Raw genomic sequence first — 22,246 nt, 5'->3', positions numbered from 1 at the left:
ACTGGCAGAGGCTCGACGGCAGAAAGGCGCGCTGTGCGTTCGGTGGAAGAGCAGCAGGCCCGGGTATCGGCCGCCGCAGTGGCACCCAGACCGGTGCGCGTGGCGATCGCCGAGGCGCAGGGACTGATGTGCGCCGAAGAGGTGGTGACCGAGCGCCCGCTGCCCGGCTTCGACCAAGCCGCGATCGACGGTTATGCGGTACGCAGCGTCGACGTGCTCGGTGTCGGTGATACCGACAACGGTGACGACGAGGACACCGGCGGCGACGTGACGCTGCCGGTGATGGCCGCCATCGAGGCCGGCGCGCGCACGCCCAGCCGGCTGCAGCCGCGGCAGGCCGCGCGGGTTCAGACCGGTGCCCCGTTGCCGACGTTGGCCGACGCGGTGTTGCCGTTGCGCTGGACCGACGGCGGGGAGTCGCGGGTGCGGGTGCTGCGCGGCGTGCGCTCGGGGGCCTACGTGCGGCGCACCGGCGACGATGTGCAACCAGGTGACGTTGCGGTCAGGGCCGGGACGATCATCGGCGCCGCCCAGGTCGGGCTGCTGGCCGCGGTCGGGCGGGAGCGGGTGCTGGTGCATCCGCGGCCCCGGTTGTCGGTGATGGCCGTCGGCGGTGAGCTGGTCGACATCACGCGCACTCCGGGCAACGGGCAGGTCTACGACGTCAACTCTTACGCCCTGGCGGCGGCCGGTCGCGACGCGGGCGCGGAGGTGAACCGAGTCGGGATCGTCAACAACGATCCGGGCGAACTGCGCGATGTCGTCGAAGGCCAGATCAACCGCGCTGAGATTTTGGTGATCGCCGGCGCGGTGGGCGGCGCGGCCGCCGAGGCGGTGCGCTCGGTGCTGTGCCGGCTCGGCGAGATGGAAGTCACCCGGGTCGCGATGCACCCCGGATCTGTACAAGGTTTCGGTCAGTTGGGCCGCGAAGGAATACCGACTTTCCTGTTGCCGGCCAATCCGGTCAGTGCGCTGGTGGTCTTCGAGGTGATGGTCCGCCCGTTGATCCGGTTGTCGCTGGGCAAGCGGCAGCCGATGCGGCGGGTCGTACAGGCCCGCACGCTGTCACCGATCACCTCGGTGCCGGGGCGCAAAGGCTATCTGCGTGGCCAGTTGATGCGGGACCAGGACACCGGTGAATACCTGGTCCAGGCGCTGGGTGGCGCACCGGGCGCCTCGTCGCACCTGTTGGCGACGCTGGCGGAAGCCAACTGCCTGGTCGTGGTTCCCGGCGAGGCCGAGCAGATTCGAACCGGCGAGATCGTCGATGTTGCGTTCCTGGCTCAACGTGGCTGAGACACGGCGGCAGACCCTCGTGAACCTGTGGCGTTCCGGCTCCCAGCATCCCGGCTGGCCGATGGTGGTTGGCCCGCTGCGAGTGGCGGCCGGGGTGATCCGGCTGCGTCCGGTGCGGATGCGGGACGCCGCGCAATGGAGCCGTATCCGATTGGCCGACCGTGCCCACCTGGAACCCTGGGAGCCCAGCACCGAGGCGGATTGGTCTGTACGGCATGGGGTTTCGTCGTGGCCGGCGGTGTGTTCGAGCCTGCGCTCGGAAGCTCGCAAAGGCCGCATGCTGCCCTATGTGATCGAGCTGGACGGGCAGTTCTGTGGACAGCTGACCATCGGCAACGTCACGCACGGCGCGTTGCGCTCGGCGTGGATCGGCTACTGGGTGTCCAGTAAGGCGACCGGCGCCGGGGTCGCCACCGGCGCGCTGGCGCTGGGGCTTGATCACTGCTTCGGCCCGGTGGGACTGCATCGCGTGGAGGCCACCGTGCGCCCGGAGAACGTGGCGAGCCGGGCAGTGCTGGCCAAGGTCGGCTTCCGCGAGGAGGGCCTTCTGCGGCGGTATCTCCAGGTTGACGGTGCCTGGCGCGACCATGTGCTGGTAGCGCTCACCGCCGAAGAGGTGTACGGATCAGTGACGTCGACCCTGGTGCGCGGGGGGCACGCCGGCTGGGCTTAGTCCGCTCGGTTCCCGCACCAAACTTTGCCACCAAATGTGTTACAGATGTGACATTTGTGGCGTTTGGTGCTTGTCACAGCCAAATTACAGGTGTGTAATTGTCCTCGGCGCGCTTTACGGGCCGCGCCGGCTACCGGCCCATTCTGGCGTGGAAAGGACAGGTCACCATGCCAAGCATCCCGCAATCTCTGCTGTGGATTTCGCTAGTAGTGCTCTGGTTGTTCGTGCTGGTCCCGATGCTGGTCAGCAAGCGCGACGCCGTGCGACGGACCAGCGATGTGGCATTGGCGACCCGTGTGCTCAACAGTGGCACGGCCGCGCGTCTGCTCAGGCGCGGCGGACCGGCGGCGGGCCATCGCAGTGACCCCGATTGGCAGCCCGAGGAAGACGCGTTCGACGACCTCGATGACGACGTGGACGAGTCACCGACGGCGGAAATTGTTGTCGCGGCGCCGGCCGCCGTGGTTGTCGAAGCCGAACCCGAACTGGTGGAGACCGAGGTCTCCGAGGACGACGTTGTCGTCGACGAGGAAGACGAGCCCGTCGTCGCGGACGCGACCGCCGAATACGACGAAGACGAGGACGCCCAGGACGACGAGTACGAATACGTCGCCGACACCTCCGGAATACCGGTGGCCGAGGAACCGGAAACCAGAGCGACCGCGGCGATCTCGCGGCGACACGGCTACGACGCGAGGAAGGCCGCTGCGGTCAGCGCCCGCAAGTACGCCTTCCGTAAGCGGATGCTGGTGGCGATGGCGCTGATGCTGGCGGCCTCGGCTGCCGCGGCGTTCATGTTGACGCCGTCGGCGTGGTGGGTCTGCGGATCGACCGGCGCAGTGACGATGCTGTATTTGGCGTATCTGCGCCGCCAGACCCGCATCGAGGCGCGGGTGCAGCGCCGGCGGACGCAGCGGATGGCGCGGTCGCGGCTCGGCGTCGAGAACACCTACGACCGGGAATTCGACGTAGTGCCGTCGCGGCTACGACGCCCGGGTGCGGTGGTGCTGGAGATCGACGACGAGGACCCGATCTTCGAGCATCTCGACTATGCGCCTTACGCGCGTGATTACGGCTGGCACCGCGATCTGCCGCGAGCGGTCGGCCAGTAACAATTCGGCCAGTCGATTGGCGACTGGTAGCCTGCTAGCGATCAGGGGCTATGGCGCAGTTGGTAGCGCGACTCGTTCGCATCGAGTAGGTCAGGGGTTCGATTCCCCTTAGCTCCACCGAGTTTCAGCAGTTCAGGGCGCATACGGGCCGTTAGGGAACTTCAATCGTCCGCAGAGCGTGATGGACTGTGGAATTGAGTTGCGCCCTTAACGAATGGGTTGCACGCTTGGGCCACGTCCTCCTAAAACGTGCCTCACGCTCTAATGGCCCCCACAGAGAGCAATGCGATATTCAGTCCGGATTTGTTGGAACGGTCCGACGCCGCAACTGGTCTTAAAGGGACACGGTGGAGGCCCTCATCGTAGGTGGGGGTGCATCGGCCCGAGCGCCTCGAGACGGCGCAGCCGTCACGCCCGAGCGGTTTAGGATGCCGGCCCAGGGACCGTCCGCTCGATTTCACGTAGTCTGACATCGTATTATTGACACATATCATCCGATAAAGGAGCATATGTGTATGACTGACATAACCTCGCATGTCGCATCCGGGATCCTGGGTGTGTCGACGCGTGAAGTGCGTCGGTTGGCTGCTGAAGGCAGGATTCAGGGTTCGCGTTACATGGGCAGGACTTTGGTGCTCGATGCAGCGGAAGTGCATCGGCTAGCGCGCCGTCGTAGGCGCCAGGGAAGGCCCTGGTCAGAGAGGGTCGTTTGGGCAGCTCTCAACCTTTTGTCGGGGAAAGAGGCGGGTTGGCTGTCGTCGCCGGAGCGAACGCGATTAATGCATCGACTTCGGAGGGTCACGGTCGAAGACCTTGACCACCTTGCGGCGCATCGCGCCTGGGTAAAACGTTTTCGCGGTCGGGAATCCATGCTGGATGACCTTGGGTCGTACGTAATTCCCACGGGTAGCTCAGCTTTGAATGACGCACAGCTGGGGCTGTTGGGGCTGACTAGGGCGACGCGACATCTCGACGGTTATATACCGCTGTCGGAGTTGGAAACATTGACGGAAAAATTCGGGCTGGTCGAGGATCCTTCGGGAAACGTGACCTTGCGGGGGGTGAGCGTCGAGGATGCGTTTGAAGACGGCGTCACTCCCCGTGCGGCAGTCTTTTTGGATCTGGCAGGCTCTCTTAATACACGAGAAAGCGTCGCGGGATTGCAAGAAGCAGGCGCTCTGATTGCCGCTGTGGTGGCATAGCACCCATGGCGACTCCCCCTGACCGTCCGCAATGGTCGATACCGATGCCGGCGGGCGGTTGGGGGCCTCCGTGGCCGCAAGCAGTCGAGTTGGTTGGGGTCATTCCAGGCGATCGATGGACGCTAATTGGCGGCCTCATGGTTCAGTTGCATGTTGCCCATGCGGGCCTTGCCGTTCAGAGAACGACGACGGACATTGACATGATTCTGCATATCGAGACCGGTGCAATCACCTTCCCCGACGCGAGGAAGGCTCTTGAGGGTCTCGGCTACGAAATGCAACTTCCGCTTGGGAAAGGGAACCCAATACATCGATTTGCGCGCGGGCACGCTGATCGCGTAGACGTGATGGTTGCGGATCATCTCGCGCCAGATTATGTACCAAAAGTGCTCGGGCACCAGGTATTCCAAGTTCCGGCCGGTACCTCGGCACTACGAAAGACTGTGGACTGTACGATTGAGCGCGAAGGCGAGAACAACCTAACGTTTAGTATTCCTGATGCGCTTGGAGCATTGGTCTTGAAAAGTGCTGCCTACAAGGAGGACTCGCGTGACCGTGATCGGCACTTGGACGATGCCGCATTGTTGTCATGCACAGTCGAAGATCCGTCGCGTGAGGTTGAACGGCTCGAACGTGGCAGTGACAGAGGTCGAATACAGCTACTTGCCGCAGAGCTGAAAGATCCAAGCCACCGGTCGTGGCAATTAATTCCCGAAGAAATACGCGAATACGGAAGGAATGCTCTCACGATAATGAGCCGACATCCGTCCCCCACTAAACAACCGCGGCGCATGGGCATACCTAAGGGATGACGCCTGTCGCGATGAACGGCCAGGCCCTTAGCGCCTCCCTGATGATTCGTTGTTACTAGTCCGTCAGCGGCGACTCCTCGTGGTGGCGGCAGTAACGACAGCGGTGGTAGCGGTAGCAGAACCGATACTCGCCACCATCGGGGGCGGTTGAAGTGACTTGTAGGACGTTCGGCGCCGGGTGGCAGGGGACACACCTTCACGTACGGCCCGGTCCACGCGCCTCCGCCTAGGTTCTGATCGTTAATCGTCCGGCAAGCGGCATGATATACGCGCGCTGCGGTCGCGCTGGCTGCCCGCGATGTTGATCACGTGCGGCAGGCGCCGTTGCGGTGGCGATGACTTCATCGGGTGAAGGCGGGAGCCAGGAAACGCTGCAGCGCCTGTTGTTCCGCGCGACGGCTTGCGATGGGCCAGTAGGCCAGCGATAGCACCACCCGTACGATCCACTGCGCGGCTTGGGGATCGTCGTCAGTGATTCCGGTGAGTTCGGCGGCGAGATGACTGAGCACCGGCGACGAATGCAACTCGTCTAGATCCGGGCGACTGCCTGGAGCTGCCATCAGGCGCCGCAGCGGGTCAGACCTGATCTGCTGGAGTGCCACGGTGACAGCGGTCATGACCCGCTCCGGACCACTCAGCCCATCGACGGCACGTCGAACGGTATCGATGATCCGCGCTGAAAGGCGGATCAGCACAGCGTCACGGATTTGGGCTTTGCCTCCCGCGTAGCGATAGATGGTGGCTCGTGAACAGTGGACCCGTTTCGCCAAGGTGTCGATGTCGAAGGCATCCAGGCCTTCTCGTATTACGAGATCGGTCGCAGCGGCATAGATGCGATCAGCCGCCGCCGCTCGGCGGTCGCCGCCGACCACCCAGTCATCGCGAACCATGGTCGTCCACCTCCGTGCGTCATCAAATACATATGTTCTCAAGCCTGAGACGAGCTTGGCACTATGTCTCACCCATTTCCACTGGTGGTTGGACTCTGATGAGACAGCCCCAGCGCGAAGTCTGCAGCGCGGTTCGCAACTTCGTGGACTCCGATTGACGCAGCACGCCTTGGTCGCTCAGCGTTGAGGAATGACATCGCGTGATGGTGACCTGGGCCTGGCGCTGTTTGACGACCAATTCATCCAGCATCCGCACCGGCTCTACGAGCAGATGCATGAGGCCGGGCATGTCCATCGGATCGGAGCGTCTGGCTTCTACGCCGTGAGTAGTTGGGACGCCGTCAACGAGGCGGTTACGCGCTGCGGCGACTTCTCCTCAAACCTGACCGCGACGATGATGTATCAGCCCGGAAGCGCCGTCACCGCTTTCCACGTCGGGGAACTCGCCGGACCCACCCAAGCGCTGGCCACTGCTGACGAACCTGCCCACTCGGTGCATCGGAAGTTACTGCTGCCGCAACTCGCGGCGAAGCGCATCCAGGCCTTCGAACCATTCATCGCCGATACCGCCGCTGAGATCTGGAATACCCATGCGGAACATGGATGTATCGAATGGATGAGCGCGATGGCGAACCGGCTACCGATGATGATCGTTGGCAGAATCATTGGGGTCCCCGCCGCCGACGTCGACAAGCTCATCCAATGGGGTTACTCCGCGACCCAAGTAGTCGAAGGCCTGGTCTCCCAAGAACAGATGGACACCGCGGCCGTCGCCGTGATGGAACTCAGCGGCTACATCACCGAACAGTTCCAGCAGGCGGCAGCCAATCCACACGACAATCTGCTGGGCGACCTCGCCAACGCCTGCGCCGCTGGCGAACTAGACGACTTGGCAGCTGTGGCCATGATGATCATCCTCTTCAGTGCAGGCGGCGAATCCACGGCCTCTTTAATCGGTTCTGCCGCTTGGGTTCTCGCGACGCAGCCAGACATCCAGTGGCAGGTGCGCGATCAGCCCGAACGGCTCGGGGCGTTTCTCGAAGAAGTGCTGCGCTATGAACCACCCTTTCGGGGTCACTACCGGCATGTGGTCAACGACACCGAACTGTGCGGCGTCGAATTGCCCGCGGGCTCGCGACTGCTCCTGCTGTGGGGAGCGGCCAATCGCGACCCGTCGCACTTCGACGATCCGCAGCAGTTTCGACTTGACCGGCCTGCGGGGAAGGGGCATATCAGTTTCGGCAAGGGGATCCACTTCTGCGTCGGCGCGGCGCTCGCCAGACTGGAGGCGAGAATCGTGCTTGGGCGGCTCCTGGAACAGACCTCGAATATCGCGGCCGCCGACATCGGGACGTGGCTCCCCAGTCTTCTGGTGCGACGTCTCGAACGCCTACAACTTGCGTATGACTGACCCACCCGCGACGGGTCAGGGATGGGTGACGAGGTACGTTTCGTTGTCCAGTCCGGCGGTGAGGTCGTCGACATTGAACGGTCGGTCGAGGCGAGCGTGGAGCGTCGCGGGATCGATGAGCAGACTGATTTCAGCGGTCTGTCGTGCAACCAGGCGCCCGAGCAGTGGATAGACCCGGCGCATGATCGCTCGTTCAGCCGCCGTGCATCGTGAGGCGCAGTAGCCGACGTGACCTACTTCGTCGATGAGGATTTCGCTGTAGAGGCGCTCGACGCGTTCGCAGACTTCCGGCTCGTCGGCGAACAGTTCGAGCCCGGCGCGGCGCAGTTCGTCGAACATCACGCAGCCGGCCATCTCCGCCGCGCCGACGAACAAGATCCCAAGTCGCTCAGGGAGAAAGACGCCAGTCTTGACGAATTGGCGCATCACGAACGGCGGCGGCACCACTTGGAACGTCAGGTCGAAAACATCCAGCACGTATGCGAGAAGCCGGGTGTGATAATGCTCTTCGAGTTCGAGATACACCCGCTCGGGCGGCAGGTCCTCGTCGCTGTTCATTCCATAGGTCTCGCCAAGCCCTACGCCGAACCGCTCAGCTTGGTTCAGTTTGGCAGTAGCCAACAGGAACAGCATCGTGCGGCCCAAGCCTGGTTCGGGCTTGCGACGGCGCAGATTGCGCAGGAAGGTCGCGCGGTCTGCGGGATGGCCTGAACGGACTGGATTGGTTTCAAGGTGCCTGAAGAACTGTTCGCGGTTTTCCAAGCGTCTATTGAGCAGGTCAGCGTCTCCGTCGCGCCTGCGGAGGAAGTCCCGGTAGCCCTCGATACCTGTGGTGGTCATCGTGTCTCCATTCCTTTGACGATCGTTGTCACATAACGGCTCAACACGGCATCCGCAGTCGCAGAGTCCTGTACGCCGGTTGCAAGTAGCGCGAATAGTCCGGCCAGGAAGAACACTCCAAGTTCATTGGCGTGCGCCTCCGAAGCAACCCGCCCCGTTTGTTGCGCTGCGGTGATCGCCGCAATCACGAACTGCGCCAACGGGTGCTCTGCCACTTCGTCTTCCACGGGCCGCGTCGACGAGAAGTGCAAGCCCAACATGTCGCGGAAGACGACGGGTCCCAAGCGGCGTTCTGCTGCCAGGACGTGACGCACCAGCTGCAGAAGTACTGACATCAAGTCGTCGTCGGTCAACTCGTCGCGCAGTTCGGCGACGATCTGGGCCTGTTCGTTTCGTTCCAATTCGACCAGGACGTGTTCCTTGGTCGGGAAGTGGAAGTAGAACGTTCCCCGCACCACTCCGACAGCGTTTGCGATGGCAGTGACGTCGGCGCCCGCCAAGCCCGAGCGTCCTATTTCGGCCAGCGCGGCATCGAAGAGACGCGCCCGGGTTTCGAGCCGTCGGGCTTCTCTTACGCCACCAGCCGACGAACCTGCTGACGGGTTGGCGTGCAGCGACCGCATCTGGCCACCGTATACCCGTCGCTGACGGGCGTCAATGACGGGCGTCAATGAATTGAGGGCTAGAAAAGCGCCACGGCGACTACGCGTGCGACGATGAAGCGCATAGAAGACGCGGATGTCAGCGGTGCGTGCGGCTTCGAGGACTTGGCTCATGTGCGGCACGCACTGGTTAACCTCAGCAGCACCGCTGCGTCTAAGTCCTTGTTAAGCGCTTTCACGCCTTCTGCGTGAGTGCAGGTACGTGGCGATACCGCGGACAATCCCGCGCGCAGCGTATATCGCGGCCAAGACGGACAGCACGATGAGCGCGACAAACGTCACCAGCCAGTTGTCGCGACTGTGGCTGACGTTCCACCACACGAACGTGAACAGCACGGCGCAGATGAAGACCACGATGTCGCGCCAATTGCCCTGGTACGACGTTGCCAGATCCCGGAGCTCGCGGTTGCGGTCGACCCCGGTGACCAGATCGTCAATGCGCATGTTGATGACGCGTTGCAACTCGGCACGCCGCTCGTCCTCCTCCGGCGGCAGGAGTTTGAGCAATTCCAGATCGCTCTTAATGCTGGCCCGAAGATCGGGTGGGCGCAGGTTGCCGGCCACCAGACCGAGCAGCGCACCCCCCACCACGGGAGCGCCGGCCAGAGCCATTGCGGTGATTCCGGGCATGAGATCTCCTTACTCGGTCCGAGTCATCGCACTTGCTGTTACGCTGCCCACCACCGACAGTAGTCGAGCCATATTTGGGCACTTCTCGTTTCGCAGGGTGAGAACTGCTTGTATTCGGCATAATTCGAATGCATGCATCCGACGCCACCGAAAAAGCCATCTGAAACTGGACAACCTGCACAGGCCCGCGGCCGGATAACCCGGCGGACGGCGATGAGTCGTTTCGCCGTCGTCGGCGTCGGCGCAATAGCTGCCTCGACAGTCATACCGGGATGCGAAAGTGACTCACGCAAATCATCTTCCGGCCGTGCCGTCACAACCGACAACTCGGTAAAGCAAGCCACAGAAGCAACCAAGACAGCCAACCAAAAGGTCCTCAACTCACTGCCGTTTAACAACCATGATGACTTCGACGATGCTGCGCGGAATCTGATCGCCCGGCCGGACAAGCTGACGATCAAGGATGCCAACGGCACCGTGGTGTGGGACTTGGAGGAGTACAAGACGTACATCGGCCCGGACAAGCCGGCTCCGGATAGCGTTAATCCCAGCCTGTGGCGCAATGCGCAGTTGTGCATGCAGTATGGCCTGTACAAGGTGACCGATCGCATCTACCAAGTGCGCGGCTACGACCTGTCCAACATCACCTTCGTGCAGGGCGATACCGGATGGATCGTCATGGACACGCTGATCTCACCGGAGACTGCGAAGGCTGCCTACGATCTGGTAACGCAGAACCTCGGAAACAAGCCGATTGTTGCTGTGGTGCACAGCCATTCGCATGTCGACCATTACGGCGGTGTGCGGGGCATTGTGTCGCAACAGGACGTGGACTCCGGGAAAGTCAAGATCATCGCACCGCAGGCGTTCGTCGAGGACGCGGTTAGCGAGAACGTCATCGCGGGGAATGCGATGGGTCGTCGCGCGGTGTACATGTACGGCGCGCTTCTCCCACGGAATCCGCAAGGTGGCGTCAACGGCGGCCTGGGCATGACGGTGTCGACCGGTCTGCCCACGTTGATCATTCCGACCGACATCATCACAACAACGGGCACCAAGATGACCGTCGACGGTGTTGACATGGTGTTCCAGATGACGCCGGGCACCGAAGCTCCCACTGAAATGAACACCCATTTTCCGCAGTTCAAGGCCATGTGGATGGCGGAAAACACCACCAACACCATGCACAATCTGCTCACTCTTCGCGGTGCCCAGGTGCGTGATGCGTTGAAGTGGGCGCAATTTCTCGACGAGACCATTCAGGTCTATGGTCCGCAGACCGAGGTGAAGTTCCAGAGTCATCACTGGCCGATGTGGGGAAACGCCAGGATCATCGACTACTGGAAAAAGCAACGTGACATGTACAAGTACATGCATGACCAGTCGGTGCGGCTGATGAATCAGGGTCTGGTCGGCTCGGAGATCGCCGAAGAAATCCAGCTTCCGCCAGAGCTGAACAACTTCTGGCCGGACCGCGGTTACTACGGCACGTTGAAGCACAATTCCCGAGCGGTCTACCAGCGCTACATGGGGTGGTATGACGGCAACCCGTCAGATCTCGATGATCTGCCGCCGGCCGAGGCAGCCAAGAAGTACGTCGAGTACATGGGAGGCGAGGACGCGATCCTGAAAAAAGCGAAGGACGATTTCGACAACGGGAACTATCGCTGGACCGCGATGGTGCTCAAGCAGGTGGTCTTTGCCAACCCGGACAGCGTCGACGGCAAAAATCTTCTCGCCGACAGCTATGAGCAACTCGGCTACCAGGCGGAATCCGGGCCCTGGCGTTCGGTCTACCTGCAGGGAGCTTACGAATTACGCAACGGCGTGCCCAAGGCGGGCGGAACCGACACCGCTAGCCCAGACACCATCAAGGCGATGCCGCCGGAGATGCTGTTCGATTACCTCGGCGTGCGCCTGGACGGGCCGAAGGCCGCCGGCAAAAACATCACCCTCAATATCGAATTCACCGATCTCGACAAGGAATACGCGTTGACGGTGGAAAACGCAGTGCTGCACTATGCCCCGCAGCCGGTACCCAACGCCAACGCAAAGCTCACCCTGACCAAGGCGACACTCGACGATATTCAGCTCGGCAACATCACAATCGACGATGCCAGAGTTCAAAACAAACTCGCCATCGACGGCCAGGAAGCGTCGTTCAACGAGTTCCTCGGTCTGCTCGACACCTTCCCCTTCTGGTTCAACATCGTGACGCCATAACCAAAAAGGCTTCCTTCACACGGGTTTGCTAGCGGTCACAAATTGCAGCGCCCGCTGAGTCTGCTGCTCGACGTCGACCAACCCAGCCGCGGCGAAGAAGTCGACGAACTCGTCGCGGTCGAACATGCGCACCCCGATCACGCGGGCCCCGGCCCCCAAGGCATTCCGCAGCGGTGCCGCTTGCCCGGCATAGCTGGTGAGGATCGCGACCCGTCCGCCCGGCCGCAACACTCGCAGCATCTCCTCGGCGACTCGAAACGGTTCGGGCATCAGGTACAGCGCACCGAAACAACAGACAGCGTCGAATGTTTCGTCAGCGAACGGCAACGCGCGGGCATCGCCGCGGACATAGCAGGTGTGCGGACCGTGGTTGTCGAGGACCGCGCGGCTCAGCATCGGCTCGGAGATGTCGAAACCCACGGCAAGGCCACCGGCGGGCAGTCGCCTCGCCAGGTCACCGGTGAAATTGCCTGGGCCGCAGGCAACGTCGAGCAGCCTATGCGCCGAAGACAACTGCAACGCCGCGGCCGCGCGGCACTGCTCGGCGCCGGTGCTGATCCCGCTGGCGACATAGAACGACACCGGCCGCCACAGTCGTTCGTACACCGTCGCGACGAAGGGGCTGTTCATCGCCCGCTGGGCAAACGTGGGCACCGGGGCGGCCGTCGATTCCCCCAACACGTCGAGGAAACCATGGCGCTCCGACGCGGGCAGAGTCAGCAGATCGCGGGTCGCCCCGAGCGGATCGTCGCTGACGTCCATCAGATCAGGCCGAGCGCCAACATGGCGTCGGCAACCTGGGTGAAGCCGGCGATGTTGGCTCCGGCCACATAGTCGCCGGGCTTGCCGTATTCATCGGCGGTAGCCAGGCAACGGTCGTGGATGCGGCGCATGATCTCGGCCAGGCGTTGTTCGGTGTCTTCGAACGTCCACGAGTCGCGCGACGCGTTCTGCTGCATCTCCAGCGCGCTGGTGGCCACCCCGCCGGCATTGGCCGCCTTTCCGGGCGCGAAAACCACCCCGGCTTCGGCGAAGAGTTTGGCCGCGTCGGGAGTGCAGGGCATGTTGGCACCTTCGGCGACGATGCGGCAGCCGCCCTTGATCAGCCGGGCGGCATCCGAGCCGTTGAGCTCGTTCTGGGTGGCGCTGGGCACGGCGATGTCGCACGGCACCTCCCACACCGAACCGCCGCCGATGAAGCGTGACTCGCCGCCGCGGGACTCGGCATAGGCACTGATCCGCTCCCGGCGCACTTCCTTGACGTCCTTGAGCAACTCGAGGTCGATGCCCTTGGGGTCGACGATGTACCCGGAGGAATCCCCGCAGGCGATCACATTGCCGCCGAGTTGATGGATCTTCTCGATCCCATAGATTGCGACGTTGCCCGACCCCGACACCACCACCTGCTTGCCATCGAAGGACTGATTGGCCGCTTTGAGCACCTCGTCGATGAAAAATGCGGTGCCGTAGCCGGTGGCCTCGGTGCGGACCTGCGAACCGCCCCAGGTCACCCCTTTACCGGTGAAGGTGCCGGATTCGTAGCGGTTGGTGATGCGCTTGTACTGGCCGAACAAGTAACCGAGTTCGCGGCCGCCGACCCCGATGTCACCCGCCGGGACGTCGGTGTATTCGCCGATGTGACGGTAGAGCTCGGTCATGAACGATTGGCAAAAGCGCATGATTTCCGCATCCGAGCGGCCCTTGGGGTCGAAGTCCGACCCGCCCTTACCGCCGCCGATCGGCATGCCGGTCAGTGCGTTTTTGAAGGTCTGCTCGAAACCGAGGAATTTGATGATCCCCAGGTAGACCGACGGATGGAAGCGCAAACCGCCCTTGTAGGGGCCGAGCGCGGAGTTGAACTCGACCCGAAAGCCGCGGTTGATCTGCACGACGCCGGCATCGTCGGCCCAGGGAACGCGGAAGATGATCTGCCGTTCCGGCTCGCACATCCGCCGGATGACGGCAGCGTCGGCGTACTGCGGGTGCTTGGCCACCACCGGCCCCAGGCTGCTGAGGATCTCGTAGACAGCCTGGTGAAATTCCGTCTCGCCCGCGTCACGGCGTAGCACTTCGTCGTAGACGTCGTGCAGCTTTTCGTCCAGCACCGTTAAAGGTTATCGGTCCTTGCCGCGGCCCGAACCCGCGCCATAACCTGGGCAACAATCGCGCCGCGACCAGGGGTGTGCGAACCTGGTGCACCGGACAGGGGGCGAGTGTTCATGGCGACCGAGGTGACGGCGTTGCGCGCCGACGAACTCGCGGCCATGGAGGTCTTCGCCGGTTGCCCGGCCGAGGACTTGATGCCGTTGGCCGCCAGCCTGCAGCCCCTGCACGCCGCCGCCAACCAGGTGCTCATGCAGCAAGGAGAGCAGGCGGTCTCGTTTCTGCTGATCTCCACCGGTGCCGTTGAGGTCAAGCATGTCGGGGATGACGGTGTCACCACCGTCGAGAAGGTCTCCGCCGGCATGATCGTCGGCGAAATCGCCCTGTTGCGTGACATCCCCCGTACGGCCACCGTGACCGCAACCGAACCGCTGACCGGTTGGATCGGCGACAACGATGCGTTTGTCCGAATGGTGCACATTCCCGGCGTCATGGAGCGGCTCGTCCGCACGGTGCGCCAGCGGCTGGCCGCATTCATCACGCCGCTGCGAATCCAGGTCCCGGACGGCACGGAACTTCTGCTTCGACCCGTGCTGCCCGGGGACAGTGAAAGAACCATGCAGGGGCACGTGCGGTTCTCCAGCGAGACGCTGTACCGAAGGTTCATGTCGCCTCGGATTCCCAGCCCGGGGCTGATGGACTACCTGGCCGAGGTCGACTACGTCGACCATTTTGTGTGGGTGATCACCGATGCCGAGGGCCATCCCGTCGCCGACGCCCGCTTCGTCCGTGACAGCCACGATTCCGTCGTCGCGGAGATCGCGTTCACCGTGGCCGACGCTTACCAGGGGCGCGGCATCGGCACATTTTTGATCGCGGCATTATCGGTTGCCGCGCACCTCGCTGGAATCGAGAAATTCACCGCGCGAGTGCTTTCCGACAACCTACCGATGCGGAGCATCATCGACCGCTACGGCGCATTGTGGGAACGCGACGACGTCGGCGTCGTCACCACCGTCATCGATGTACCCGACCCGAGCGACCTGCCACTTGAATGCGACATGATCCGTCACCTCAAACGCGTTGCCCGACAGGTGATCCGGGCTGTCGGCTGACAATCAAAACGGTATCTGGTGCGGGGTGAACTGCGCAGTGACGTTGCCGATCAGCGAGTGGTCGTAGGGATCAATCGCTTGCGGCTCGGCATCGGCGGTCAAGTCAAGCCCGTCCAGTTCGATCCAGATGGTGTTAGGGCTGGTGGACAGTTCGAAGACATACACTCTGTGGGTGTGATCGGTGACCGTGCGGTATTCGGTGTTGTAGACGCCGAACTCGCCATAGGGCGCGCCGAAGGGCACGGAGACGTTACGCATGATCGCCATCACCGACGCCACTGCCTGGCGTTGGCTTTCCGGTGCGGGTAACAGCGCCGAGTAATAGGCGGCACGCTGAAAGCGGTCGACCGGGTTGACGTTGCCGGGCAGCGGCATATCCCGACTGGGATGGGAAAAGTCCTGCTTGCCAAGGAGCTCCAGCTGCTCGTCGTAACTTGGGTCATTGGTCATCAACGTGTACTGCCGGCCGTGGTGCACGACCTGCTTACCGTCGGCGAACTCGATGATCGCCGAGTCGCCCGACGCGTCCTCGATGGCGAGGTGGATGGTGGCGTCGCGGCCGTGGGCGCCGACCATGACCAGTTGAACACCATCCATCAAGCTAAGCGCCTCGACGACGGTGGCGGCCTGGTCGAGTAGATACTGCACCCACAAGCCGGTCTGCAACCCCGGTCGGGACGTATCCCGACCGCCGAAGCTGGTCGACTTCAGATACAGCCCATGAGCACCGAGCCCACGCTCGTTGACGCCGTCGATACTGCCGATGCCATAGACCGTGCTGACCACACTGCCGTAGCGGCTGGTCCAGCGCAGCGCGTTCTCGTCGACGATCGTCCTGCCGGCCAGCGCGCCGCCGTCTCGCTGCCGCCCGCGGGGGAACGCCACGATCAGCGGCTGGGTTGACTCCGGCCAATCCATACTGCGTCCGGTCAACACGGCCAAGTCGTTGGTGTTCCATAAGACACGGGTGCACATGGCCGAACCATATCTTTTCGGCTCTGGTATCAACGTCGCATGCGGCGAGTGTGGATCGCTGCGGCGGCGGCCGCATTGACCGCCGCCTGCGCCCACTCGCCAGGACCCGGGCCGGCACCGCCGGCGAGCACGTCGACCCGGCCGATCCATCCCGCCAACGTCAAACGGGTGGGCCGGGAGCTGCCGCCCGGCTACGAAGTGCGTGGCGTTTCGGATATCGCCGCACCGCCGGCCATCTGGGGCCTGGCCGGCGAGTCGACTGCCGATCCGCCGGGCTGCGCCGCGCTGGCAGACCCGGTCGACGGTCACTTCAAATCCTCGCAAGGTGTGTCGGGTTCCGGCGCCGGCGGGATCATCTACGCGGTGGTCACCGCCGCACCGGTGCAGCTGGATCGCGCGCTGATGGCCGACTGCCCGCAATGGACCATGGCTAACCGGCGCGCCACCGCGCGAGTACACCTCATCGCGGCGCCTGACATCGACGGCGCCGCGACCCTCGGCATGGCTACCGAGACCACGACATCGGTCGAAGGTGGCAATGAAATCAGCTCCGGGACAACGACCTTCACCGCGTATCTCGGGGACTACTACGCATTCGCCGCGGTGGTCACCGACCCGGGCTCGCCGCATCCATCGCTGACACCGCAGACAGCTGCCGAGCTGCTGGTGAAGACGGTGTCCGCGTTACGCAGCTGATCGCGGTGAGTTAGATTGCCACGGTGATGCGCTGGGCGATTGCAATCGGATGCGTGTGCTGGCTGGCTGCCTGTGGATTCGGCGAGCCTGCCACCACCGCCGCCGACATCACCAAGGTATCCGAAGTGAAGTCGAGCTTCGGCCCTGATTTCCGTGTCAAAGATATTCCCAAGACGGGGATCGACCCCAAGATGCTGTCCTCGCACAAGCTGCCTGAGGGACTGCAGTTCAAACCTGCGGACTGCGCGAAATTTGTGGTAGGCCAACAGATGCCGTCGGGGGTGCAGGGCAACATGGCGGCGGTGTCGGCCGAGGGCAACGGCAACCGGTTCATCACTATCGCCTTACAGACATCTCAAGCTCTGCCGTTCAACGACCCGGGAAGAAACTGCACGAAGGTCGAATTCTTCGGAGGCCCGGTGCACGGTTTCGTCGAGGTCGTCGACGTGCCGCAGATCGACGGGACACGCACCCTGGGGGTGCACCGCAAGGTCCAAACCATGGCCGACGGCCAGGCGCGCACCGGCGAGCTGTATAACTACTCGGCGCATTTCGGCGACTACCAGGTCATCGTGACAGCCAACCCGTTGGTGGTGCCGGACAAGCCGGTCGCTCCCGTCGACACCACGCGAGCCCGTGACCTGCTGGTCAAAGCGGTTGCCGCCGTCCGGAGTTGACCTAACGCACGTCGCGGGGCCGAAACTGGATACTGATTCGCGGGCCCACGCCCCCCGACGTCTTGGGCACCGAGTGCTCCCAGGTCCGTTGGCATGATCCGCCCATGACCAGCAGATCGCCATGGCCCTGCGGAAACCGCAGTGACGGCCCGCCGCCACGTGGCCGCAACGCGAATGTGCGGATCGCGCCGAGGCTGACGATCGCTACCATTGTGTCTTCTGCGCTGCTGCGCCCGATGGTGTCGCCGTGCCAGGCAACGCTGTCGGACCCGTCGCGGTACAGACATAGTCCGACCGTGGTGAACGGCTCGCCCAACTCGCCGGCGTAGATGTCGTTGAGCCGGCGCCGCAGCCTCGCCAATGACGGATGCGGCGGATCCTCGACGGCCAGGTCATGAAAGCTGACCAGTCGCGGCACGTCGAGCACGTGGTCGTACATCCGGCGCCGTTCGGCACGCCACGGCACAGCGCGCATCAGCTCGTCGAACAGGTCGTCGGCATCGGTTAGCCAGCCGGACCGAATGTCGATCCAGGCGCCATCACCGAGCGCTCTGCGCTCGTTGCAGTCGAACAGCGACTCCTGTACCGGTATCGCCACGGCCACCAGTTTATCGCACGCACGTTCGAAGCCTACTGCAGGCGGACCGGGCCCGGACCTTGTTCGGCGAGCACGTCGCCCGGGTTGGACAGTGCACAACTGCGCAGGCTCAGGCAACCGCATCCGATGCAGTCGGCGAGATTGTCGCGCAACCGCTGCAGATGCAGGATCCGATCGTCGAGGTCGGCGCGCCACCCGGCCGACAGTCGCGCCCAGTCCTTGCTGGTGGGCACGCGATCGGTGGGCAGCGTGGCCAGTGCCTCGCGCACCCGGGCCAGCGGGATGCCCAGTCGTTGCGACATCCGGATGAATGCGACGCGCCGCAGGGTCTCCCGGCTGTAGCGGCGCTGATTGCCCGCGGTGCGACGGCTGGTGATCAGTCCCTGCCGCTCGTAGAAGTGCAGAGCCGAGATTGCGACGCCGGCCCGGGCGGCCAGTTCGCCGGGGAGCAGCTCGTGGGCGTCCATATACCTAAACAATACTTGAGGTGGGGTCAGGCGTTACGGTGCTAACTGTGAGTGCCGGCCAGCTGGGCTGCAATTCGGAGACAGGGACGCTGCAGACGGTCATCCTGCACCGGCCGGGCGCCGAACTGCGTCGGCTCACACCGGGCAACAACGACAGGCTGCTGTTCGACGGGCTGCCCTGGGTCGCACGTGCACAAGAAGAGCACGACGCGTTCGCCGAGCTGCTGCGGTCGCGGGGCGTCGAAGTGGTGCTGCTGTCCGATCTGCTCACCGAAGCTCTGCAAAGTGGTGCTGCCCGGATGCAGGGGATCGCCGCTGCCGTTGACGCTCGACGGCTGGGATTGCCGCTGGTGCAAGAGCTTTCGGCGTATCTACGCGGACTGCCGCCGGCGGCGCTGGCCCACGTGTTGATGGCCGGTATGACCTTTGCCGAGCTGCCGCCGGACACCCGGTCGGATGTGTCGCTGGTACGCCTGATGCATCACGGCGCCGACTACGTCATCGAGCCGTTGCCCAATCTGGTGTTCACCCGCGATTCGTCGATCTTCATCGGGCCGCGGGTGGTCATCCCGTCGTTGGCACTACCGGCGCGGGCCCGCGAGGCGTCGTTGACGGACCTGATCTATGCCCACCACCCGCGGTTCACCGGGGTGCGGCGGGCCTACGAATCGCACACCGCGCCCGTCGAAGGCGGCGACGTACTGCTGTTGGCCCCGGGTGTCGTCGCGGTCGGAGTAGGGGAGCGGACCACGCCGGCAGGTGCGGAGGCGTTGGCGCGCAGCCTGTTCGACGATGATCTCGCCGAGGTCGTGCTGGCGGTACCGATCGAGCAGAAGCGTGCACAGATGCACCTCGACACGGTCTGCACCATGGTCGACACCGATGCGATGGTGATGTATGCCAACATCGTCGACACGTTGTCGGCCTTCACCATTGCCCGCACACCCGACGGCGTGAAGATCTCCGACGAGGCCCCGTTCGTCGATGCTGCTGCTGCGGCGATGCGCATCGACAAGCTGCGGGTCATCGACACCGGCCTGGACCCCGTTATCGCCGAACGCGAACAATGGGACGACGGCAACAACACGTTGGCGCTCGCGCCCGGTGTCGTCGTCGCCTATGAACGCAACGTGCGGACCAATGACCGCCTTGAGGAGGCGGGGATTGAGGTGCTCACTATCGCCGCCTCCGAGTTGGGCACCGGGCGCGGCGGGCCGCGCTGTATGTCCTGCCCCGTCGCCCGCGACCCGCTTTGAGGTCGTTGAGATTGCGCTCAGGGCTGTGCTTTGTCCGAAAATCACGACACTGAGCGCAATCTGAACGGATGTCCGCGCCGAGCGAATGCATCCGCGACTCGATGAAGAATGAATCGCCGGCTGTGTTCGGACACCACATGAATGTCGATCCAGCCTTCGCGCTCGATGAGCTCTGCGCGACCGATGTCATGCACGTACCGTCCGCGATCGGCGTTGTGGTGCCACCCGTCATAATCGAGGCCGACCATCGGTTCGTCGTATCCCATGTCAATGAATGCTTCATTGAAGCCGTCGGTTACCCGTATCTGCGTTCTCGGCGGCGGGAGTCCGGCGTCGATCAGCAGTAGCCGCAACCATGTCTCCTTGGGTGATTGAGCGCCCGGGTCCATCAGCTGGAGCGCGATCTCCGATCGACGCCGTCCGCGCGCTCGCCGATAGCGGTCGGCTAACGACAGGGCATCGCACGCCTCGACGTCCGTCGCGCGGGCCAACGCGTCTAGGTGTCGCACGGCGACATTACGTGGCAGGTGCCGGGCAAGATCCAGCGCTGTCCTCGCGGGACTGGTCACCGGCATCTGGTCAACGATGACGATCTCGTCCGCCTCGATCCGCTCATTGCGAACCACAATTCCTGAGGGTGGACGGCCACTGCGCCAGATCATTTCGATTGGCGTTGCGGCGCCAACCCACAAGGCGCCGTGCAGCGCCGCCGCGGCGCGCCCTGCGATCACCCCATTGCGGCCTGACCACAGCCAGGCGCCGACGGTATTGCATCGGAGTGAAGGAGCTGTCGCTCGCGGTACATAGACGTCGGGAAATATCGGGCTGTAATTCCAGCGCAACTGACCTTTGGTCAGCGCGCCGCGGGCGAGCATCTCGGTGCCGACGAACACTTCAGCCATCCCGCGATACTGGTACCTTTGACCGTCTCGTGCGTTGAGATTGCATCCAGTGTTGTGGATAAACACTGATCAACAGCGCTGAGCGCAATCTCAACGCGAACGAATCAGCGCCAGCTGGGCAACCAGATCTCCATGTTCCAGGTGGACTGCGAAATCGGCTGACCGGTGAGCACCGGAAATAGCCACGCGAAGTTGGTGAGCACCAAAGCCACGTAAGCCGATACGACGATCAGGCCGAGCACCCGTCGCTCGGCACCTTGGCGAGGTTTGTACAGGATGTCGCCGAGCACCAACGCGATAGCCATGACCAGAAACGGCGCCATCGTGGCCGCATAGAAGAAATACATCTGCCGGTCGATGTCGGCGAACCACGGCAGCCAGCCCGCACAGTAGCCGACCAGCACCGCGGCATAGCGCCAGTCTCGCCGCACCAACATTCGCCACGCCGCATAAAAGAGCACGGGCACCGAAAGCCACCACATCGCGGGGGTACCGACCAGCATCACCGCCTTGACACACGACTGCGTGCCGCAACCGGGGACGTTCTGTTGATCGATGGCGTAGAGCACCGGTCGCAGCGACATCGGCCAGGCCCACGGTTTGGATTCCCACGGGTGGTAGTTCCCAGCGGAATTCGTCAGCCCGGAATGGAATTGGTAGGCCTTGAACGTGTAATGCCACAGCGAACGAATGGCATCCGGCATCGGGAAGGATGCCTCGGGGCCAATCGACTGGCCGACTTCGTGGCGATTGATCGCGGTCTCGGAGGCAAACCACGGCGCATACGAAGCCAAGTACACCGCGAACGGAATGACCAGCAGCGCATACGCCGTCGGAGCTACGTCGCGGCGCAAAACCCCGAGCCACGGCCTTGGCACCCGATAGGCGCGGCGTGCGGGGACGTCGAACGCCAACGACATCAACCCGAAGAACATCACAAAGTACAGGCCCGACCATTTTGTGGCACAAGCCAATCCGAGTAGCACGCCGGCACCGAACCGCCACCACCGCACGCCCAACCGCGGTCCCCACATCGTCTCGGTGCTGCGGCCCTCGAGTAAAACGATGTGCATGCGTGCGCGGACCTGGTCACGGTCGACGATCAACGCGCCGAAGGCCGCGACCACGAAGAACGCCAGAAAGCCGTCCAGCAGTGCGGTCCGAGACGCCACGAAGCTGACACCATCGGCGATGAGCAGCATGCCGGCGATTCCGCCGACCAACGTCGAACGGCTGATCCGCCGCACGATCCGCACCACCAACGCCACCAGAATCACGCCGAGCAAGGCCCCGGTGAACCGCCAACCCACCCCGTTGTAGCCGAAGACGGCCTCACCGAGCGCAATCAGTTGCTTGCCGACCGGCGGATGAACGACCAAGCCAAACCCAGGGTTGTCCTCGACGCCGTGGTTGTGCAGCATCTGCCAGGCCTGCGGCGCGTAGTGCTTCTCGTCGAAGATCGGGGTGCCGGCATCGGTCGGTGAGCCCAGGTTCACAAAACGCGTCACCGCCGCCAGCGCGGTGATCGCGCCCGTCACCGCCCAGCCGTACAGGCGGTCGACGGGCCCGAAATCGGCCACCGGCATCAGCGGGCCGGGGCTGATGACGGGAACTGTCCGCTCGGCGGCGACGTCGACGGGCGGGGCGGTCGTCATGAGCGCCGCTCCTCCTCATCGCTTCGCTCTGCATCGTCGGCGGCGACGTCG

Annotated in this window: 22 protein-coding genes and 1 tRNA gene; 11 read left to right on the top strand and 12 right to left on the bottom strand. The window is 63.5% G+C overall.

Annotation, left to right across the window (positions count from 1 at the left end; genetic code table 11):
- Positions 1–33 precede the first annotated feature (33 nt).
- The 5 genes from glp to AC5Y5W_RS03875 all read left to right on the top strand — a co-directional run bounded on the left by glp (position 34) and on the right by AC5Y5W_RS03875 (position 4,283).
- Positions 34–1,296, top strand: a complete 1,263-nt coding sequence (gene glp / locus AC5Y5W_RS03895; RefSeq protein ID WP_500022104.1) for a molybdotransferase-like divisome protein Glp — start codon at positions 34–36, stop codon at positions 1,294–1,296.
- Between the two features lie 19 nt (positions 1,297–1,315).
- Positions 1,316–1,969, top strand: coding sequence for a GNAT family N-acetyltransferase (locus tag AC5Y5W_RS03890; protein WP_499886823.1), 654 nt, complete (start codon positions 1,316–1,318; stop codon positions 1,967–1,969).
- 167 nt (positions 1,970–2,136) lie between these two features.
- Positions 2,137–3,081 carry a divisome protein SepX/GlpR gene (gene sepX, locus AC5Y5W_RS03885; protein WP_500010133.1) on the top strand — a complete coding sequence of 315 codons (945 nt, stop codon included), beginning with the start codon at positions 2,137–2,139 and terminating at the stop codon, positions 3,079–3,081.
- Positions 3,082–3,125: 44 nt separating this feature from the next.
- Positions 3,126–3,198: transfer RNA gene (locus AC5Y5W_RS03880), tRNA-Ala, on the top strand.
- Between the two features lie 398 nt (positions 3,199–3,596).
- The gene (locus tag AC5Y5W_RS03875) at positions 3,597–4,283 is read left to right on the top strand and encodes a hypothetical protein (protein ID WP_500010134.1); all 687 of its coding nucleotides are present in this window, start codon (positions 3,597–3,599) and stop codon (positions 4,281–4,283) included.
- A 122-nt stretch (positions 4,284–4,405) separates the two neighbouring features.
- On the opposite strand, the gene AC5Y5W_RS03870 is transcribed toward AC5Y5W_RS03875, so the two are convergent.
- Together AC5Y5W_RS03870 and AC5Y5W_RS03865 are read right to left on the bottom strand one after the other, a co-directional pair.
- Positions 4,406–4,693, bottom strand: coding sequence for a hypothetical protein (locus AC5Y5W_RS03870; protein WP_500010135.1), 288 nt, complete (start codon positions 4,691–4,693; stop codon positions 4,406–4,408).
- A gap of 743 nt (positions 4,694–5,436) precedes the next feature.
- Positions 5,437–5,985: a TetR/AcrR family transcriptional regulator gene (locus tag AC5Y5W_RS03865; RefSeq protein WP_500010136.1), complete on the bottom strand. Its 549-nt coding sequence runs from the start codon at positions 5,983–5,985 to the stop codon at positions 5,437–5,439.
- Between the two features lie 190 nt (positions 5,986–6,175).
- On the opposite strand from AC5Y5W_RS03865, the gene AC5Y5W_RS03860 reads away from it, so the two are divergent.
- A complete protein-coding gene (locus AC5Y5W_RS03860) occupies positions 6,176–7,396 on the top strand; it encodes a cytochrome P450 (RefSeq protein ID WP_500010137.1) in 1,221 nt (406 codons plus the stop codon).
- 15 nt (positions 7,397–7,411) lie between these two features.
- Here AC5Y5W_RS03860 and AC5Y5W_RS03855 read toward each other — a convergent pair whose 3' ends face one another.
- The 3 genes from AC5Y5W_RS03855 to AC5Y5W_RS03845 all read right to left on the bottom strand — a co-directional run bounded on the left by AC5Y5W_RS03855 (position 7,412) and on the right by AC5Y5W_RS03845 (position 9,528).
- Positions 7,412–8,236, bottom strand: a complete 825-nt coding sequence (locus tag AC5Y5W_RS03855; protein ID WP_500022103.1) for a hypothetical protein — start codon at positions 8,234–8,236, stop codon at positions 7,412–7,414.
- Positions 8,233–8,859, bottom strand: coding sequence for a TetR/AcrR family transcriptional regulator (locus tag AC5Y5W_RS03850; protein ID WP_500022102.1), 627 nt, complete (start codon positions 8,857–8,859; stop codon positions 8,233–8,235). Before AC5Y5W_RS03850 ends, AC5Y5W_RS03855 begins: the two co-directional genes overlap by 4 nt.
- A 204-nt stretch (positions 8,860–9,063) precedes the next feature.
- Positions 9,064–9,528, bottom strand: a complete 465-nt coding sequence (locus AC5Y5W_RS03845) for a hypothetical protein (RefSeq protein WP_500010140.1) — start codon at positions 9,526–9,528, stop codon at positions 9,064–9,066.
- Between the two features lie 132 nt (positions 9,529–9,660).
- Here AC5Y5W_RS03845 and AC5Y5W_RS03840 point away from each other — a divergent pair, with 132 nt between their 5' ends.
- A complete protein-coding gene (locus AC5Y5W_RS03840) occupies positions 9,661–11,751 on the top strand; it encodes an alkyl/aryl-sulfatase (protein WP_500022101.1) in 2,091 nt (696 codons plus the stop codon).
- 15 nt (positions 11,752–11,766) lie between these two features.
- Here AC5Y5W_RS03840 and AC5Y5W_RS03835 read toward each other — a convergent pair whose 3' ends face one another.
- Both AC5Y5W_RS03835 and gdhA read right to left on the bottom strand, forming a co-directional pair.
- The gene (locus AC5Y5W_RS03835) at positions 11,767–12,513 is read right to left on the bottom strand and encodes a class I SAM-dependent methyltransferase (protein ID WP_500010142.1); all 747 of its coding nucleotides are present in this window, start codon (positions 12,511–12,513) and stop codon (positions 11,767–11,769) included.
- Positions 12,513–13,856, bottom strand: a complete 1,344-nt coding sequence (gdhA, locus tag AC5Y5W_RS03830) for an NADP-specific glutamate dehydrogenase (protein WP_500010143.1) — start codon at positions 13,854–13,856, stop codon at positions 12,513–12,515. The genes AC5Y5W_RS03835 and gdhA overlap by 1 nt, the downstream gene beginning before the upstream one ends.
- A gap of 114 nt (positions 13,857–13,970) precedes the next feature.
- Between gdhA and pat the strand changes: the two genes are divergently transcribed.
- Positions 13,971–14,969: an acetyltransferase Pat gene (gene pat, locus AC5Y5W_RS03825; RefSeq protein ID WP_500010144.1), complete on the top strand. Its 999-nt coding sequence runs from the start codon at positions 13,971–13,973 to the stop codon at positions 14,967–14,969.
- 3 nt (positions 14,970–14,972) lie between these two features.
- On the opposite strand, the gene AC5Y5W_RS03820 is transcribed toward pat, so the two are convergent.
- Positions 14,973–15,944, bottom strand: a complete 972-nt coding sequence (locus AC5Y5W_RS03820) for a linear amide C-N hydrolase (protein WP_500010145.1) — start codon at positions 15,942–15,944, stop codon at positions 14,973–14,975.
- 39 nt (positions 15,945–15,983) lie between these two features.
- On the opposite strand from AC5Y5W_RS03820, the gene AC5Y5W_RS03815 reads away from it, so the two are divergent.
- Positions 15,984–16,640, top strand: a complete 657-nt coding sequence (locus tag AC5Y5W_RS03815; protein WP_500010146.1) for a DUF5642 family protein — start codon at positions 15,984–15,986, stop codon at positions 16,638–16,640.
- Positions 16,641–16,666: 26 nt separating this feature from the next.
- Positions 16,667–17,317 (top strand): DUF5642 family protein, encoded by a 651-nt coding sequence (locus tag AC5Y5W_RS03810; protein ID WP_500010171.1) that lies wholly within the window; start codon positions 16,667–16,669, stop codon positions 17,315–17,317.
- A gap of 1 nt (position 17,318) precedes the next feature.
- Here AC5Y5W_RS03810 and AC5Y5W_RS03805 read toward each other — a convergent pair whose 3' ends face one another.
- Complete coding sequence (locus AC5Y5W_RS03805) at positions 17,319–17,915, bottom strand: alpha-ketoglutarate-dependent dioxygenase AlkB (protein WP_500010147.1); 597 nt, start codon at positions 17,913–17,915, stop codon at positions 17,319–17,321.
- A 32-nt stretch (positions 17,916–17,947) separates the two neighbouring features.
- The gene (gene soxR / locus AC5Y5W_RS03800) at positions 17,948–18,382 is read right to left on the bottom strand and encodes a redox-sensitive transcriptional activator SoxR (RefSeq protein WP_500010148.1); all 435 of its coding nucleotides are present in this window, start codon (positions 18,380–18,382) and stop codon (positions 17,948–17,950) included.
- A 47-nt stretch (positions 18,383–18,429) separates the two neighbouring features.
- Here soxR and arcA point away from each other — a divergent pair, with 47 nt between their 5' ends.
- Positions 18,430–19,638 carry an arginine deiminase gene (gene arcA / locus AC5Y5W_RS03795; RefSeq protein WP_500010149.1) on the top strand — a complete coding sequence of 403 codons (1,209 nt, stop codon included), beginning with the start codon at positions 18,430–18,432 and terminating at the stop codon, positions 19,636–19,638.
- Positions 19,639–19,679: 41 nt separating this feature from the next.
- On the opposite strand, the gene AC5Y5W_RS03790 is transcribed toward arcA, so the two are convergent.
- Together AC5Y5W_RS03790 and AC5Y5W_RS03785 are read right to left on the bottom strand one after the other, a co-directional pair.
- A complete protein-coding gene (locus AC5Y5W_RS03790) occupies positions 19,680–20,540 on the bottom strand; it encodes a type IV toxin-antitoxin system AbiEi family antitoxin (protein WP_500010150.1) in 861 nt (286 codons plus the stop codon).
- 104 nt (positions 20,541–20,644) lie between these two features.
- On the bottom strand, positions 20,645–22,195 hold the full coding sequence (locus AC5Y5W_RS03785) for a dolichyl-phosphate-mannose--protein mannosyltransferase (protein ID WP_500022100.1): 1,551 nt from the start codon (positions 22,193–22,195) through the stop codon (positions 20,645–20,647).
- Between the last annotated feature and the right edge of the window lie 51 nt (positions 22,196–22,246).

This window comes from Mycobacterium sp. NGS51 (assembly GCF_059812525.1).
This window is presented reverse-complemented; position numbering and strand designations above follow the sequence as displayed.

What these genes read in the sequence shown, in the direction of transcription:
- sepX (WP_500010133.1), top strand. Translation starts at nt 2,137, where the DNA reads ATGCCAAGCATCCCGCAATCTCTGCTGTGGATTTCGCTAGTAGTGCTC.
- AC5Y5W_RS03875 (WP_500010134.1), top strand. Translation starts at nt 3,597, where the DNA reads ATGACTGACATAACCTCGCATGTCGCATCCGGGATCCTGGGTGTGTCG.
- AC5Y5W_RS03865 (WP_500010136.1), bottom strand. Translation starts at nt 5,985, where the DNA reads ATGGTTCGCGATGACTGGGTGGTCGGCGGCGACCGCCGAGCGGCGGCG.
- AC5Y5W_RS03860 (WP_500010137.1), top strand. Translation starts at nt 6,176, where the DNA reads ATGACATCGCGTGATGGTGACCTGGGCCTGGCGCTGTTTGACGACCAA.
- AC5Y5W_RS03855 (WP_500022103.1), bottom strand. Translation starts at nt 8,236, where the DNA reads ATGACCACCACAGGTATCGAGGGCTACCGGGACTTCCTCCGCAGGCGC.
- AC5Y5W_RS03850 (WP_500022102.1), bottom strand. Translation starts at nt 8,859, where the DNA reads ATGCGGTCGCTGCACGCCAACCCGTCAGCAGGTTCGTCGGCTGGTGGC.
- AC5Y5W_RS03845 (WP_500010140.1), bottom strand. Translation starts at nt 9,528, where the DNA reads ATGCCCGGAATCACCGCAATGGCTCTGGCCGGCGCTCCCGTGGTGGGG.
- AC5Y5W_RS03840 (WP_500022101.1), top strand. Translation starts at nt 9,661, where the DNA reads ATGCATCCGACGCCACCGAAAAAGCCATCTGAAACTGGACAACCTGCA.
- AC5Y5W_RS03835 (WP_500010142.1), bottom strand. Translation starts at nt 12,513, where the DNA reads ATGGACGTCAGCGACGATCCGCTCGGGGCGACCCGCGATCTGCTGACT.
- pat (WP_500010144.1), top strand. Translation starts at nt 13,971, where the DNA reads ATGGCGACCGAGGTGACGGCGTTGCGCGCCGACGAACTCGCGGCCATG.
- AC5Y5W_RS03820 (WP_500010145.1), bottom strand. Translation starts at nt 15,944, where the DNA reads ATGTGCACCCGTGTCTTATGGAACACCAACGACTTGGCCGTGTTGACC.
- AC5Y5W_RS03815 (WP_500010146.1), top strand. Translation starts at nt 15,984, where the DNA reads ATGCGGCGAGTGTGGATCGCTGCGGCGGCGGCCGCATTGACCGCCGCC.
- AC5Y5W_RS03810 (WP_500010171.1), top strand. Translation starts at nt 16,667, where the DNA reads ATGCGCTGGGCGATTGCAATCGGATGCGTGTGCTGGCTGGCTGCCTGT.
- soxR (WP_500010148.1), bottom strand. Translation starts at nt 18,382, where the DNA reads ATGGACGCCCACGAGCTGCTCCCCGGCGAACTGGCCGCCCGGGCCGGC.
- AC5Y5W_RS03790 (WP_500010150.1), bottom strand. Translation starts at nt 20,540, where the DNA reads ATGGCTGAAGTGTTCGTCGGCACCGAGATGCTCGCCCGCGGCGCGCTG.
- AC5Y5W_RS03785 (WP_500022100.1), bottom strand. Translation starts at nt 22,195, where the DNA reads ATGACGACCGCCCCGCCCGTCGACGTCGCCGCCGAGCGGACAGTTCCC.